The 15638-nt window shown below is 40.0% G+C and carries 13 protein-coding genes; 4 read left to right on the top strand and 9 right to left on the bottom strand.

Going from position 1 to position 15638, the window contains the following annotated elements; genetic code table 11:
* Position 1: 1 nt before the first annotated feature.
* Entirely contained in the window at positions 2-2038 is a 2037-nt protein-coding gene (locus BLT18_RS06110; RefSeq protein ID WP_091272171.1) for an iron ABC transporter permease, read from the top strand.
* Positions 2039-2362: 324 nt separating this feature from the next.
* On the opposite strand, the gene BLT18_RS06105 is transcribed toward BLT18_RS06110, so the two are convergent.
* A complete protein-coding gene (locus tag BLT18_RS06105; protein ID WP_091272170.1) occupies positions 2363-3142 on the bottom strand; it encodes a hypothetical protein in 780 nt (259 codons plus the stop codon).
* Positions 3143-3144: 2 nt separating this feature from the next.
* A complete protein-coding gene (locus BLT18_RS06100) occupies positions 3145-3978 on the bottom strand; it encodes an ABC transporter ATP-binding protein (protein ID WP_091272306.1) in 834 nt (277 codons plus the stop codon).
* Between the two features lie 910 nt (positions 3979-4888).
* Between BLT18_RS06100 and BLT18_RS06095 the strand changes: the two genes are divergently transcribed.
* Positions 4889-5827 (top strand): DMT family transporter, encoded by a 939-nt coding sequence (locus tag BLT18_RS06095; RefSeq protein ID WP_091272168.1) that lies wholly within the window; start codon positions 4889-4891, stop codon positions 5825-5827.
* Positions 5828-6037: 210 nt separating this feature from the next.
* Here BLT18_RS06095 and BLT18_RS06090 read toward each other — a convergent pair whose 3' ends face one another.
* Entirely contained in the window at positions 6038-6451 is a 414-nt protein-coding gene (locus BLT18_RS06090; protein ID WP_091272167.1) for a hypothetical protein, read from the bottom strand.
* A 150-nt stretch (positions 6452-6601) separates the two neighbouring features.
* The gene (nhaC, locus tag BLT18_RS06085) at positions 6602-7984 is read right to left on the bottom strand and encodes a Na+/H+ antiporter NhaC (protein ID WP_091272165.1); all 1383 of its coding nucleotides are present in this window, start codon (positions 7982-7984) and stop codon (positions 6602-6604) included.
* A gap of 293 nt (positions 7985-8277) precedes the next feature.
* Between nhaC and brnQ the strand changes: the two genes are divergently transcribed.
* Positions 8278-9585, top strand: a complete 1308-nt coding sequence (gene brnQ / locus BLT18_RS06080) for a branched-chain amino acid transport system II carrier protein (protein ID WP_245705193.1) — start codon at positions 8278-8280, stop codon at positions 9583-9585.
* 790 nt (positions 9586-10375) lie between these two features.
* Positions 10376-10498 (top strand): anti-repressor SinI family protein, encoded by a 123-nt coding sequence (locus tag BLT18_RS06070; protein ID WP_091272162.1) that lies wholly within the window; start codon positions 10376-10378, stop codon positions 10496-10498.
* Positions 10499-10885: 387 nt separating this feature from the next.
* Here the strand turns inward: BLT18_RS06070 and BLT18_RS06065 are convergent, their stop codons facing one another.
* The 5 genes from BLT18_RS06065 to BLT18_RS06045 form a co-directional block, all read right to left on the bottom strand.
* Entirely contained in the window at positions 10886-11212 is a 327-nt protein-coding gene (locus BLT18_RS06065; RefSeq protein WP_091272160.1) for a helix-turn-helix domain-containing protein, read from the bottom strand.
* A 211-nt stretch (positions 11213-11423) separates the two neighbouring features.
* Complete coding sequence (locus BLT18_RS06060; RefSeq protein ID WP_091272159.1) at positions 11424-11540, bottom strand: anti-repressor SinI family protein; 117 nt, start codon at positions 11538-11540, stop codon at positions 11424-11426.
* Positions 11541-11749: 209 nt separating this feature from the next.
* Positions 11750-12640, bottom strand: coding sequence for a diacylglycerol/lipid kinase family protein (locus tag BLT18_RS06055; RefSeq protein WP_175487391.1), 891 nt, complete (start codon positions 12638-12640; stop codon positions 11750-11752).
* A gap of 205 nt (positions 12641-12845) precedes the next feature.
* Complete coding sequence (locus BLT18_RS06050; RefSeq protein ID WP_091272155.1) at positions 12846-14693, bottom strand: cation:proton antiporter; 1848 nt, start codon at positions 14691-14693, stop codon at positions 12846-12848.
* A 260-nt stretch (positions 14694-14953) separates the two neighbouring features.
* Positions 14954-15565: a 3-dehydroquinate synthase II gene (locus BLT18_RS06045; protein WP_407639921.1), complete on the bottom strand. Its 612-nt coding sequence runs from the start codon at positions 15563-15565 to the stop codon at positions 14954-14956.
* Between the last annotated feature and the right edge of the window lie 73 nt (positions 15566-15638).

Raw genomic sequence — 15638 nt, 5'->3', positions numbered from 1 at the left:
TATGAATGCACTTGCCCAAAAAAAGAAGGCTGTCCTCACCTTTGGTGGAGGGACAGCCCTCTTGCTATTTCTCGTTGCAGCTCATTTGCTGCAAAGCAGCCAGGATATGCCCTTTCATCTTGTATGGGAGGCTCTTTTAAACAATGGTGACACGCTGCAGCATAACATTGTTCAATCGATATACTTACCTCGTATTGTTATTGGTATTATTGCCGGGGCTGCCTTAGCTGCAGCTGGTGTTATTTTTCAAACGCTTACAAAAAACCCCCTTGCCTCACCGAGCACATTGGGGGTCCATTCTGGAGCTTATTTTTTTGTTGTTCTAGGTACTGTCGCTGGGCCAGCTTGGCTGAACGATAATGGATTTATATTAGCATTTACAGGGGGGACATTTGCAGCAGTACTGGTATTTTTTCTGGCTGGCGGCCACAATGCTACACCCGTTCGAATGGCGTTGGCTGGAATGGTACTAACGCTCATGTTTACATCCTTTACCTCTACCCTGCAAATTTTCTTTGAATATGAAACAGCTGGATTGTTTCTTTGGGGAAATGGAACATTAGTACAGCAAGACTGGAACGGTGTATTGTTTGCCTTGCCATGGGTTGCTCTTACAGCTCTTCTTGTCTTATGGCTTAGCAAAAAAATGGATGTGTTATTGCTCGGAGAAGATCAAGCAAAAACATTGGGTGAAAATGTGAGATTGGTGCAAGTCTTCATGTTCTTTGCAGCAGTGGGACTAACCGCTCTTGTGGTAAGTGTTGTAGGGCCGGTGGCATTTATCGGGTTAATTGCCCCACATCTCATGAAACTGGCTGGCTATCAGCTTCATGGTTTGCTTATACCAGCATCCATGCTTTGGGGAGCCAACATCCTTATTGGGGCAGATGTTATCGGACGCTTGCTGGATCCATCTCTCACTGAACTTCCTGTCGGCTCGATTACCGCTCTAATTGGAGCACCTTGGCTTGTATGGCTGCTTTTAAGAAATCGCTCGCGCTTTGCTTCCAATGGAAAAAAAGACTCTTTATCCCCTGGCAATTTGTCTGTAAACGTTCCATACCCAGTAATATTATTGGGTTCTTTGCTTCTGCTCATTATTGCGTTTTTTACGGGACTAGCTGGCGGCAGCAATGGCTTTCAATTCGTATCGACGTGGAACGCACTACTTACCGAAGAATCATCAGGACAATCTTTTATCATATTTGATCTTCGGCTTGGCAGAATATTATCTGCTATGTTTGCTGGTATTCTTCTAGCGTTAAGCGGATTACTCTTTCAAGGAATCCTGCGCAATCCACTTGCTGATCCTTCTATTATCGGTGTCACATCCGGAGCTGGTGTCGGTGCACTTACCGTTATGTTTATTCTTTCCGGATTTTCTGCTGCTTGGATTCCAATTGGTGCTATTATTGGCTCTTTTATCACTGTCGCCATATTGTTGTTCTTTTCGTGGAAAACACAGTTTCAACCCGCAGTGCTTGCTTTAATGGGGATTGGTATCTCTGCTGCAGGAGGAGCGATTACACAAATTCTCATTACACGTTCTAATATGAATGCTGCGTCTGCTCTTACTTGGTTGTCTGGCAGCACATATGCAACAGGCTTTTCAGAACTGCAGCAATTTCTTGTCTGGCCTGTTATTTTATTAATTCCGATTAGTATCATATTGATGAATAAATTAAACATTCTTTCTCTAGGTGATCAAACAGCGATTGGACTAGGCGTAAAGACAATGTCTGTCCGTTTACTGGCAGCCATTCTCGCTACTTTTTCATCGGCAATGGCTGTAGCTGCCGTGGGTACGATTGGTTTTATCGGATTAGTGGCTCCTCATTTAGCACGCTTGTTCATCGGACATGATCATCGGAAAGTATTGCCGGTAGCACTGTTGCTAGGAGCTGCCTTGCTCGTTTTCGCAGATACAGCTGGCAGAATGATACTTGCTCCCAAAGAGATTCCTTCTGGGCTGGTTGCTGCTGTCATTGGTGCTCCCTTCTTTTTATGGCTCATGGGCAGGGCTCCAAAGAGTAAATAAACAATATGGACTTCTCCAAGAGGTACAAACATAAAAAAAGCTGGGACAAACCCCAGTAAATGAAAAGGACCCTCACTTATTGTGGGGGTTTTTCTGCGTAAATGGGTGGATCGTACAAAAATACATTCGCTTGCCGCGGGCAAGGCTTCAGTTAACCAATGGAAGGCCGCCGTCGGTAAATCATTTGCATAGGCCGTGCTCGCGGAATGTGACGTATGTTGACAGAGCAATGATAGAAATTCCTGTGATAAACAAATAATCCGAACTGATTTTTAATAAATCGTTCGGATCATCATGTGGTTCCTATACTTTTGTCCCAGTCTCTTACTTTTTCTTTTCTTCATATAACTTCTGCCTTTCGGCTGGTTTCATGCGCGGACACCGGTAACAGCAATTACCCGAAGCTTTGTATGCTAAACAGCACGTTGGTTTTGTGTATAATGGTTTGTCTTCGACTGGATTAGGTATCTCCATAACTTTAAATTGAAATGGCGGCTTTTTCTCTTTAAAAACAGAAGGGGCGGCCATTTGCGTTATGTAATACCAATCATCCTGGAGGTAACCTTGTACTTCTTTCGTCTCTGTCACCTTTGCTAGATGAAGAAAATACGGAACAGCGTGGAACACCTGTCCCCACAATTCACGTGTACGGATCCCAGCTGCTTGTGAAAATGCGTGAATTAACGGTGCGACGTGGTGCTGATAAAACTCCGCCAAGCGCTCTTCTCTCGTCTGCCGGTCTGTCATGTACCCGTCTGGGTGCATATCGACTTGAAACTCAAATGCTGGTTCTCGCCGGTCAGACCGCTCACACAAATAAACGTTCATTCTGTCAAACGTCATATCTGTACTCCATCCCTTTGCTGCCGCCCAATGAAAAAAAGCAATATAGCGGCTGTAGCGATTGGCCCAAAATGTTGCAATCATATCTGGGGCAGGTGCGTTTATATAAGAACCGTATGTTTTCATAAAAGTCGCAAGAGACGATGGATGAAACCACTCTTTTGGCGAAAACTTCTTCACATATGCCTCTGGTGTATGTTGACGAACCGAAAACGCATCATAAATCATGGACTTTGATTCTTTTTGAAATACAATTGCCATCGCTACACCCTCGCTATCTGTGTATTTGAATCTGGTACCGGTGCCAAATGCGTGTCTACTAAATCATATGTCATACATAGCGGTTTTCCTGTACGGGGATCTTGAACAATATAAGCATCAATGCCAAATACCCGGCGCAAAACTGGTTTACTAATGACTTCGTGCGGAGCACCAATGTGTTGTATTTCTCCCGCTTTCATGGCGATTAAATGATCCGAAAAGCGTGCGGCATGATTTAAATCATGAATAATCATTACAATCGTTCGTTCTTCTTTCTCATTCAACTCTTGCAGCAATTCTAAAATTTCAAGCTGATGGGCCATATCCAAATAGGTAGTAGGCTCATCCAAAAGCAGCACATCAGTTTCTTGTGCTAATGCCATGGAAATCCAGGCACGCTGCCTTTGTCCTCCTGATAATGCGTCAAGCGGCCGGTCTTTGTATTCGCTCATTCCTGTGTCTTCTAAAGCTTGTGCCACTGCTTTTTTATCTTGTGCTGTTAAGCGGCCGCTTTTGCGTCGATGAGGATAGCGGCCAAAGGCAACCAATTGCGACACCGTTAACGTTTGCGGAATATCTGGTGTCTGCGCTAGTATCGCCATTTCTTTTGCCACTTCTTTTGTTTTCAGCTGATGAATGCTTCTTCCATTTAAATAGACGGCTCCTTGATCTGGCTTAAGAATGCGGGAAATTGTTTTTAACAAGGTTGATTTTCCACACCCATTCGGGCCAATAATAGAAGTAATCATACCTTCTGGCACTTCTATGTTTAAATCGTTAATAATTGTATGTTCATTATAGGAGACAGCTATATGTTCAGTCGTCAATTTTGACATGTGCACACTCTCCCGTATTTCATTTTTATAAAACTGATAATCATTTTCATTAAAATTATAACCTCTTTGAGAATAAATATCAATATCATATAGACAGTTTTTTGAAAATTTAATGATTACCGCTAATGAAACAAGGGTTTGAGAAATAAAAATAAGTGTAATACTTTTCTTTTGTTGATGAAATAACATGCACTCGTGCAGCGGTTATCAAAAGAAACATTTTTATTTTTTGTTTGATGGCTAAAAAAACGGCACCAATGTTCTAGAATAAGAAACGTCCGCAGCATACTCCTTTCGTACATAACAACATGATTACACACAAGGAAAACGCAAGTGCCTTGACAAAAAGTTTGTGTTTTTCTTATATTTTCATTCTTCAGCAACGCTGCACTTTTCTAAAATGTAAGAGGGAGCAAATCTGAAACAGATTCCTTTCAACCTCAAACAGAAGATAAGAAAGCCTTTTCTAAGCGCAGTCAACATGGAGACAGCCCCTCAAAATAAGTATTCTGCCGGCTTCCGGCAGGAACAGCATGGACCGAAATCCGATTTTTGACCAGGTCAGCAGAATCCTTGCAAAACGCGAAGTATGTAGACATAGAAATGACTGTTATAAACAAATAAACCGAACTGATTTTCAAAAAAATCAGTTCGGTTTATTATGTAGTTTCTATACGTTCAGCTCATCCTCTATCTAAAAGGAAGTGAATAAGCAGCTGGATTGTCATGGAAATAAATAACGAAAAATATCGATGCAATCATTATTAAACAAGCTACTAGCAGTCTTTGAAACATATGTCTCTCTCCTCATGCACAAGTTGGTATTTTTCTTGCATTATCTTAAGTGAATGTTATGCTGTCGAGTAGACGATTGTCACAGACAAACTTGAAAAGGCAAGGTGTTATATGCATGAAAACAAAACAAGTAAACACGATTTCCATATCCATTAGCATACTGTTTTTGACTGTCGCTTGGGGCTTTTCTTGGCCTGTGATGAAAATTGGCCTTGAAGACATTGGTCCATTTACATTTTCTTTTCTTCGCTTTCTTATCGGCGGTATTGTATTAATAATTTTTTTATTCTTTCTATCTAACAAAGAAGAATGGAAAAAACTTACTTCCCTGCATTGGGGTCACGTCATTACTCTTGGCCTGTTGCAAACTTTTGCCGTTTTCGGCTTAATTACTTACGCCATGCTTTATGTGGATGCTGGCAAGACATCGATTGTTTTATACACTATGCCGATTTGGTCGAGTATTCTTGCTTCTCTTTTTCTGAAAGAAACACTCAGCAAAAAAAATATTGTCGGACTGCTGCTTGGTGTCGCCGGTTTAGCATTCATTATTGGTACCGATATATTTCAGCAGGCTTCCTGGCAAAATACAATTGGCATCTCTCTGATACTTATTGCCGCCATATGCTGGGCTGTTTCTAATGTTTATTTCCGGTTAAAACTAGCAGGTTCTAACCAAATGTTTATAACGACCTTTCAAATGTTAATAGGGACGGCAGGACTGCTCGTTCTGGCTGTTATCTTTGAAGGGGGACAATCTATTCGCTGGAGTGCCTCCAGCATATTTTCTGTGCTGTTTACTGGTGTCGTCGCATCGGCCATTTGTTTTTCACTTTGGTATTACTTGCTTACAGTAATTAATACGGTTACAGCAGCTATTTCCATGCTTCTTGTCCCAGTTTTCGGTGTTTTATTTGGATACCTCCTTTTGGATGAATCCTTGACCATACCGATGATAGCTGGAGGCTTGTTTATCTTGCTGGGAATTTTTATCAGCCAAGCCGAGCTTGATAAAATCCGGCCCTTCTCAAAAAGAAAGAAACATGCTGCATAATGAATGAGTCCAGATCCACAAAGTGCAAGAATCCTGAAAGCAACAGGAAGGGAAAAATGGACAGTGTACATCCTTTTATTCGTACACGTTGGAAAACGTTCCTCTGCACTTGATACCCATCCTAAACCATCCGTTTCTCCCTATACCATTGATATATTTTAAACGAACATGCACATATCAAGCTTTGCCTTGTATATGTGCACCGTTCTTTTATCCATCTATTTCTAGAAATTTTTGAACCAGTCCGCATTTTCCCGGCGGGTTTTCCGGCTTTCGAATCACTTCAATTCCAAACAACCCGTGTTCGTTAAAATCAAGCATGCATTCCTGCTCCTTCATTTGATGCACAGGGGTATCTTTATCAAATTTAATTTCAATATATTCTTTTCCATCTTCAATACTGGCATTAAATATCGGATAATCTAACTTACGTATTTTCGGAATCGATACCCGAACATGCCGTTTCCCTAAAACGGTCCGATACATCCGGTATCCAAGCCATCGCCCTTTTTTATCATACAGCAAAAAGCCATTCACATCTGGATATGTTCCGATAGGAAGCGAAGCTGACGTTTTTTCTTGAAAATAAAAGTAAATTAATTCATCCTCTACAGTTACTAACATAGGTCTCCTCCTTTTCAAGAAGCATCACAAGCTGTTAAAAAGACCTATTCTGCCTCAAATATCCGGCACATTTCCACGCTCTGTACTATTATAGTCCGTGTCAGCACGTTTATCACTATATTTAACATAGACAGCATGTTTTATTGTGATTTATTTCTTTTCGTCTATTTGAAATCCAGCAAACCCATAAAGAATAACAATAGCCGGTCCTAACAAACAAAACAAAGCATAAGGAAGGTATTGCAGTACATCAACTCCGAGAACGCTTGCCATAAATACTCCGCTCACTCCATACGGAATTAAAGGGTTTATTAATGTTCCGGCATTTTCTAACACGCGTGATAAGTTTTTGCGTTTTATTCCCATTTGTTCATATCTTTGTTCAAATGCTTCTCCTGTTAAAATGACCGACATGTATTGTTCACCAAGAGAAATGTTAATACCTATTCCAGTCAGTGCTGTAGATAACACAAGACGTCCTGTCGTTTTGACCATGGATGATAACGCTTCTAATAACTTTTCAATGATGCCCAGCTCAGACAATACTCCGCCCATACTTAAGGTTAAAATTAATAACGACACGGACCACATCATATCTTGAATACCGCCGCGGCTTAACATTTCATCTAATTGATCATTCCCCGATTCCAACACAAATCCATCCTGCATAAATGTCATGTAATCACCCACGCTGTAATCGGGCTGTACGAACATCGTAACAACAATCCCCATAACAATCCCTGCTGCCATAGAAGGAATGGCAGATACTCTTCGAACAGCTAATATGACAATAACTGCTGCCGGGAGCAGTGTTGCAGGATGTACTAAAAAGCTCTCATGCAAGTCGTTCATTAATACGTTGATCGTTTGCATATCAGCTTCAACAGGACTTTGTCCAATTATCGTATAAAAAATAAAAGCAATGACAAACAATGGCACTGTCGTCCACAGCAAGTGGCGTATATGTTCAAACAAGTCCACTTTTGAGACAGAAGCCGCTAAATTCGTTGTATCAGATAATGGTGACATCTTATCCCCAACCAACGCACCCGAAACAACGGCTCCTGCTGTCATTGCTGGATCTAATTCAAGCATTCCTCCAAGCGCCATAAACGATACACCAATCGTAGATGCTGTCGTAAATGAACTGCCAATACAAATGCCAATCACAGCTGTAGCGACAAAAACACTCGGCAGAAACCATTCCATTGATATGAGATGAAAACTATAATAAATAAGGGTTGGAATCGTGCCAGCACTCACCCACACGCTGATGAGCACTCCTATAAACATAAAAATAAGAATCGGAATAATGCCTGATGCCACCCCTTGTATAATCCCTTTTTCTGTGACTTTCCAATTCACCTTTTTTATCATTGAGTAGCCAATTAATAAAAGTAGTGCAAGAAAGATAGGGATGTGCGGATCCGCTGCAAATACAATGAGGCTTATTCCGATAATAAACAAGATACCAAGAATGATAAGAAGTGCTTCTATTCTAGTCACTCTAGGCTGTTCTACATTCCCCTCCATCACACTTCCTCCTATACAAATAGTATACCAATAAACTTTTAACATCGTTCAGCAACACATGCAGTAATTAACAAAATAAGCATCACAAAGCACTTTGTCAATATATCGAATGCATATTTTCCTGCACTTGTCTTTTTATTTCTGCTGCATTCCTTCTTATTTTAAAGAAAGCGCAAACATTATTACAATATATTTTTTCACAAATCTTTTTCTTTACAAAAATACTTTTGGGGTTTAGGATGATATGGTCTTTGAGATAATGAAGATATTCTATCATGATGGAGGTCATTACGTTGCAACCGCTTAGAAAAAGAGAGACCTTTTTCATTGGATTAATGCTGTTTGCTCTGTTTTTTGGGGCAGGCAATTTAATCTTTCCTCCGTTTCTCGGCCAAGTGTCCGGAACGAATTATTGGATTGCTATTATAGGTTTTATTATTACAGGAGTAGGCCTTCCTGTATTAGGAGTAATAACGATTGCTCTGAAAGGAAGCAGTTTTGAGTCCGTTGCTAAAAACGTTCATCCTGCATTCGCCCTTATTTTCACTTTGATTCTTTATTTATCCATTGGGCCATTTTTTGGCATCCCTCGTGCGATGAATGTTTCCTTTGAAATGGGGGCCATGCCGTTTATTTCCGACGACTTTCACGCTGTGACGCTATTTATTTACTCGATTATCTTTTTTGCCATTGTATATTTACTCAGTCTTCGTCCTTCTCAACTAGTTAAACGGATTGGCAATGTAATTACCCCTGCTTTACTTGCTGCTATTGTTTTATTGGTTTGCGGAAGTTTGTGGAGTGGATTTGCTACTGGAGGACAAGCTCCTTTAGAAGAGTACGCTGCCAGCCCGCTGACTAATGGTATATTAGAGGGGTATTTAACAATGGATGCCATTGCAGCACTTGCCTTTGGTTTAGTCATTGTCTCAGCAGTTAAAGAACGAGGAATTGACAACCAGCGTGATATTTTCCGTACTACGTCCTACGCTGGAGTTATAGCAGGCGTTGGTCTTGCTGTTGTATACACCGCTATTGGCTGGCTTGGAATGCAAAGTGCTCCAACACAAATGTTTGAAAACGGCAGCCAGATTCTAACATTTGCGGCTAACTCTATTTTTGGCGTAACAGGTACGTGGCTGCTCGGCCTTATCGTCACATTAGCGTGTTTGACAACTTGTATTGGCCTGGTTACTGCGTGCGGCCAATATTTTCAGCATGTATTTCCTGGTGTTTCCTACCGCACGTTGTGTTTTGTCACAACATTGATAAGCTTTGCTGTTGCTAATACAGGATTAAATACGATTATTTCTGTTTCCGTCCCTGTACTAGTAGCTATTTACCCCATTGCTATCGTGTTAGTTGTTCTGGCTTTATTTGACGTAAAAATACCTGTTCGAGATTCCCACTACAAAGGTGCAGTATTAGGTACCGCCGCCATTAGTGTATATGACGGCCTGCGTGAGTTAGGAATTGAAATCAGCGCTTTGCAGTCTCTGTTTCAAGCATTTCCGCTTTATGAGCTTGGTTTGGGCTGGATCTGGTCTGCTGTAATAGGTATTATTATCGGCCACTTTTTCAAAAAGCATAAGCGTCTTTGAAAAAGAATATACGATGTAAAACACTAAAAATGCCCAAGCAGATCAGACTGCTGGGCATTATACCATGATATGCACGATGGTACCCTTTTCTGCCTCTTGAAACAGATTATTTCCTCTGTAAGTGATGTATCTATGCTGATTCACCTGTCTCTTCATCTTCCTAATTTTCTGCTTCACATTTTGGAAAGAACATAACCCTTGATATATATCATCAATGTACATTTCACATACATTATTATTTAAATAAACAAGCTTAATCGTATGACCGTACAAGAATGCATAATATATCCCGCCTAACAGCCTCACCATACTTATCTCCTCTTTCTTTTCATTGGATGTGCTCTCGGTCTTTCTTTAAAAAATATCCTTCGATTTAACCCTTCTCCCACAACAGTTCTTTAAAAAGAACAACACATGCCAATATACGGCTTTTGTTCTCTTTAAAGAATATAAGTTTATTTTATAACGAATTTTATTTCTGTAAAAATGCCAAAATAATCGAAATTTACTTTATATAGCACATTATATGTTCTTTATAACGTATTAACTCTATATTTCTTACGTTTTCATTTTTTCATTTCGCACGGATGTTTTATATAATGAACAAAAAGAACAAAAGTGGATTGGGTATTCTGTCCCGCAGCGTTGCGTGACTGCACTGTATATGGGGGCTGATAAATGAAGGGAAGCGAGCAGTATCATTAAATGTTTTCTGCTAACGAAAATAATATGCAGTGATTAACACATAAAAGATGAAGAGTAACGAAAGGGAAACGAGGGAGAGTTTGTGATGGTTTATTTCAATCAGTACAGACATTTAGATGAAGAGTGGATATATCTCATAGAAGAAGCAAAAAGTCTTGGTTTAACGCCCGAAGAAGTCCTGTCATTTTTACGGTTAGAACAAGAATAGAGGTGCCTTTCAGTAAGACAAGGTGTTTCAATGTGCTTTCATCAGCGCATACGTCTTGGATACAACGTCAAAACCACACCTCTTCCAAGAAAACGAATCCGTGTATCTAAACAATGACGTATTCCATTGAGAGTTCATGCCTATAAAACCGGGGCATTTTCTTATTTTGCTGCGTTGTATATTTTGCTAGGATCACCCTCTGATTCAGAATATTAAAACAAATTTTCAATATAAAGAAGACCAGTCGTGAACGATTAATCACGATTGGTCTTCCCTTCATTTCGTCATTTTTCCAAGATTATCAGCAGCTTTCTATATACGTTCGACATAACCTTCATTCAGTTTTTATATAAGAAACTTGGATTTCTTCCTGCCTGAGATTATGAGTTATTGTTTATTAGTCCGCCATTTGTTGAATTCTAAGAACTCTTTAAACTGATCTTTGGAAACGCCTGATTCCATTGCTTCTTGTACAATGGCAAGCCATTCATCATCCAGTTGTTTTTCGTCAATATCATGTTCTTCTTTTATTAAAGCATCGATAGATACATGTAACTCTTTTGAAATTTTCTCTAAAAATTGAACAGACGGATTGGTTTGAATATTTCTTTCGATTGCACTCAAGTAGGACTTCGCGACTCCCGCTTTCTCTGCTAGTTCTGTCAGCGAAAGGTTGTTTTCTTTCCGGTATTTTCTAACCCGATCCCCAATCATCACCTTTAACTCCTTTGTGTATTCGAATGTGCCTTTATTATAACATATAACGAACCGAAGTATGTTATAGTGAACGAATTCTATAGGAAAAGCCTACGTTTCTCAACACAAGTGATATAAAAGCAGAGCTTCTATGTCGAAAGTCACTATTTTAATAATACATTATGTTTTTGCTGACTTGAAATAAAAAAAGCCACACAGTGCGGCCTTTTTAATAATTTTTTTGCTTTTGAATAAATATCATCACTTCTTCTGCGGTTAGTCCTGCATCTTTAGCTTCTCGAATGAGCTGCACCCACTCTTGATCCAACTGTACCGGTATAACCATGATATTCCCTCCTCTGCTCAACTCCCCTGCTAACTCGATGATTTGCTCATCTATTGCTACGCTCGTATAAACCCGGGGCAGCTCAAGTACGAATTTCTTGTGACAAAAAGCTGGAAAATCAGTCTTTTATCCTGATGCTATTATACTTAACTATTTATAAAATGATTGTCAAAAAACATATGTGGCTGTATAAAAGTTTTGTCTAATTTTTACACATAAGGAACGAGAAAAGGTAATTTTTTGTAGAAATTTTGAATAAACACCGGGGTCTTCATATAAATTTCTCCATCACTGTCAGCATCCATGGATTCTTGCGTCTCCAAGCGGACTTCTGTCGCTTGATAATGTTGTATGCTGGTTTGATCGTTTTCGAATGAAAAGGCAGTTTTCGCGTTAATATACTCACGCAGCAGCGCCTGGCCGCCTTCACGAATAACAAACACATCAAATATTCCATCATTCATTTCGCCAGTTTGGAATGGCAGTTGATTCGTTCCAATATAATTTCCATTTGTAATTAAAACCATCACTGCTTCATCCTGAATCGTCTCGTCATCTGCCTGCAGCATAAACGGAAATGGTTTAATCTGATGAACCGTTTGAAGCGCACTAATGTAATAACTGACTTTCCCAACAACATTTTTTAAGTTTTCGTTAATATTACCGGAGGTTTCTGCGATAAGGCCTATGCCGTAAAAGTTAGCAAAATAACGATCATTCGCACGTCCAATATCTAAATACTGTACGTCCCCCGTTATGAGTGACTCTGCGGCCCGTTTTATGGACTGAGGTATGCCCAGCGACCGGGAAAAGTCATTGCATGTGCCACCTGGAAGTATTCCAATTACTGGCGGCTCTTTCAACAAAGCAGTCCCATTAACACATTCATGCAGCGTGCCATCACCACCAAGTACAAAGATGACATCATACTCATGTCCATGTTCATAACAAACTGCTTCCGTATGACCTTTATATTGCGTTTGAAAAATGACTAACTCCTTCACACGTGAACCAATTACGCCACTAACCGTTTCTAAACTTTTCTGTTTATCGGCTTGTTCGCTGTTTCCATTTATCAATAAAAGCGCACGTTTAAACATGTAGAAGGCCATCCTTTAATGAAATTTTTATTTTACCTGAATTATTACTACATACCCGACACGATAACATATGTAAACATAAGGTACGTTCCCTGAAAATAACTGTAAAAAAGGACTGTCAAAAGATCATTGTTTCTAACCTTTTGATACAGCCCTCGGCTTTTCATGTCGGCGGCTGTTGATACAGCTCCTTTATTAGTTCTACTTATTCTCCTTGACGATTGGAGTCCAACCTTTTATCAATTTTTTTTTGTTCCTTTACTGGAGGACACAAGCTGACAATAACATCACCAGCTTCTGGCTTTATCGTATTCACTTCCGTCGTGAAGAATTCCACTTTTCCAGTATGCTTTAGGATAAAGAGCAGCAATGTATCCGGTTCTCGTTCACTTTTATATTGCTCAAATCCATACTGTTTAGTCAGCTTCGTTTTTCGGAACACATAACCACTCTTCACTTTTTGATTAAGTTCTTCATAGGTAGCGCCTTTCCTAAAGAGAACCCGTCCTCCGATTCGATGCACTAAATCATTTGGATGTTCACGTTCTTCATCGTGCCAGCTCAATTGATATAAATCATTTCGGCCTATTTCTGGAACAAACGTCGTACAGACAAGAGAGTTATAAGAATCTCTATCGGTTGCGGCAATCAGCTTGTCGTAAGGTGTCATATCAAGATAATATTCTGTTTGCTCCGAAAGAATTTCCCCCCTGTAATAAGGAACACCCGCTTTTCGCGAGTTAAACAGATATTCAAAAGAAGTATCTGCAATTAAAACCGGAATGTTTAATTCTTTTAACACTCTTGCTAACGCTGTACTAAAAGCACTTCCACCTACAATGAGTACACCTGGTTTGCCCTCAAGCGATAAATCCAGCTTATTTGCCATCGGACTCAGCGAAAATCCATGTGCACACACTGTTGCAAACACAAGAGCAAATGTAAGCGGCGTAACAATCGACGCTCCAGGATATCCTGCCTCAGCCAGTACGTTGGCAAAATAACCAGCAACAGTCAAGGCGACGATTCCTCGTGGAGCAATCCACCCGACAAGCATTTTTTCTTTAAGAGACAGTTCTGTATTAATAGTTGACAACCATATGGAAAGCGGTCGGACGATAAACAACATGAGCAAAACATAAGCGATAATGTTTGGATCAAAAATCTGCATCAATGTTTCACGTTCAAGCGATGCGGTTAACATAATAAAAATACCGGAAATTAATAAAACAGAAATATTCTCTTTAAAATGCCGCATGTCACTAAGTGATGCAATATGCATATTCGCAAGTGTCATCCCCATCGCTGTCACTGCCAAAAGTCCTGTTTCATGCATTACTTCATCTGCCACTGTAAAACATGCAATGACAACAGCAAACACAAGCGGCGACTTTAAAAACTCTGGCACGTAACCGCGCTCGAACATCGTTCCTATTCCTTTTCCGCATCCCCATCCTACAGCAATCGCAAACATGGAGGCTAAAAAGAATAAAAATAATGCTTCCACCGTGACGGTCTCAACCGTTAAAAATTGAATAATTTCAAAAGCAAATACTGCAAGTAATGCCCCAAATGGATCAACGACGATGCCTTCCCACTTTAAAATGGCAGCTGGCCTCGGTTTTAACCTCGCTTGTCTTAATAAAGGAAGAATCACCGTTGGACCTGTAACAATAAACAAACCGCCTATAACAAAAGATACTGCCCACGATAATCCTGCGACAAAAAAGGCTGTTACTGAACCAAGAATCCAAGCAAGAAAAGCCCCTAATGTAATAATTCGAAATACTGATTTGCCAAGGCCTCTAATTTCACGAAAATCCAGATTTAAACTGCCTTCAAATAATATAATTGCAACAGCCATTGAGATAATAGGGTTAAATAAAGAGCCGAAATCTTCTCTCGGGTTCATTATTCCAAAAATTGGTCCAATTAATAAACCCGCTACAGACATCACGACAATTGCCGGCATGCGGAATCGCCAAGCCAGCCACTGTGAACCAATACCTATAGCACCGATGAGCATAAGATGAGATAATATTGAATCAAACATATCAGGTTCCTTTCTCTGTAGTTTTCTGAACGAAAACGCAAGGTGTCCTCCCCTTCACTGAGCGTCTTCGTGACCAGATATGTGTTATTCTAGGAATTAGCTGTACAGTTTCCCGAAACAAAACAATACAACATTTTCTCTTGTAAATGCAATAAATTTATTTTTAAACTTTTTGTTATTTTTATGACGAGAAAGAAGCAGCACTATATAAAAGCTGGCAAACAGATAGTGTTCCATTTGCCAGACATCCAGAACTGATATCAATATTCCCTTATTTCTTCTTTTATTTTTTCTCCAAGGTGTCTGCCTGGCTCATCGATACAGCAATAGATTTCTGTTCCCTCTGACAATTCTTTGACAGAAACAATCGTTCCATCTTTTTCCAGAAAAGATACACTATCAGCATATTGTAAAGTCGAAGAGATATGCACACCATCTGTTTCCATCTCCACTCTTACTAACTCTCTCTTTTCCATTTTCACACGGCCAATCGGAACTTCTTTCACATGCGTACCATTGTAAACATACAACGTACCGCCGCCTCTCATCTCTGACAAATAAGATGTTTTACCGCGCAGATATATATATTGGTGTATACCTCCTGCATTTATCCGAAACGGCCTGGGTGGATATGTATCGGTGGAACGGTTTTCCGATAGAACAAGCATATAACCGTGCCCAGTATTTCCAACCAGCACTCCTTCTGTCGGTGTTAAAATATCAGCCGTGTCTATACACACTCGTGTACCGATACCAATGGGTACAACTTTTTGGACGACACCAAGCTGTAAGGTCGTTTCTTGCTCCCTCTCTTCTTTCATCCTGTCCACACTCTCCTTTTTACGTAGTATAAGACGAAATGAATGTATCATTCGTTCTCACGTTAAGTCGATTTCAAACGAATGATGACTCATAACATGACAAAGCCCTTATTCTTTTAACAAG

The sequence above is a fragment of the Alteribacillus persepolensis genome (assembly GCF_900099605.1).
In the GTDB taxonomy this organism is placed as follows: domain Bacteria; phylum Bacillota; class Bacilli; order Bacillales; family Marinococcaceae; genus Alteribacillus; species Alteribacillus persepolensis.
The sequence above is the reverse complement of the archived record's forward strand: the minus strand, read 5'-3'. Positions and strand labels throughout refer to the sequence as shown.

Bases quoted from the DNA above. Each gene is read 5' to 3' on its own strand.
- BLT18_RS06110 (WP_091272171.1), top strand. From the start codon at position 2: ATGAATGCACTTGCCCAAAAAAAGAAGGCTGTCCTCACCTTTGGTGGA.
- BLT18_RS06070 (WP_091272162.1), top strand. From the start codon at position 10,376: ATGGTTTATTTCAATCAGTACAGACATTTAGATGAAGAGTGGATATAT.
- BLT18_RS06090 (WP_091272167.1), bottom strand. From the start codon at position 6,451: ATGTTAGTAACTGTAGAGGATGAATTAATTTACTTTTATTTTCAAGAA.
- BLT18_RS06060 (WP_091272159.1), bottom strand. From the start codon at position 11,540: ATGGTTATACCGGTACAGTTGGATCAAGAGTGGGTGCAGCTCATTCGA.
- BLT18_RS06055 (WP_175487391.1), bottom strand. From the start codon at position 12,640: ATGTTTAAACGTGCGCTTTTATTGATAAATGGAAACAGCGAACAAGCC.
- nhaC (WP_091272165.1), bottom strand. From the start codon at position 7,984: ATGGAGGGGAATGTAGAACAGCCTAGAGTGACTAGAATAGAAGCACTT.
- BLT18_RS06105 (WP_091272170.1), bottom strand. From the start codon at position 3,142: ATGGCAATTGTATTTCAAAAAGAATCAAAGTCCATGATTTATGATGCG.
- BLT18_RS06065 (WP_091272160.1), bottom strand. From the start codon at position 11,212: ATGATTGGGGATCGGGTTAGAAAATACCGGAAAGAAAACAACCTTTCG.
- BLT18_RS06100 (WP_091272306.1), bottom strand. From the start codon at position 3,978: ATGTCAAAATTGACGACTGAACATATAGCTGTCTCCTATAATGAACAT.
- BLT18_RS06045 (WP_407639921.1), bottom strand. From the start codon at position 15,565: ATGATACATTCATTTCGTCTTATACTACGTAAAAAGGAGAGTGTGGAC.
- BLT18_RS06095 (WP_091272168.1), top strand. From the start codon at position 4,889: ATGAAAACAAAACAAGTAAACACGATTTCCATATCCATTAGCATACTG.
- BLT18_RS06050 (WP_091272155.1), bottom strand. From the start codon at position 14,693: ATGTTTGATTCAATATTATCTCATCTTATGCTCATCGGTGCTATAGGT.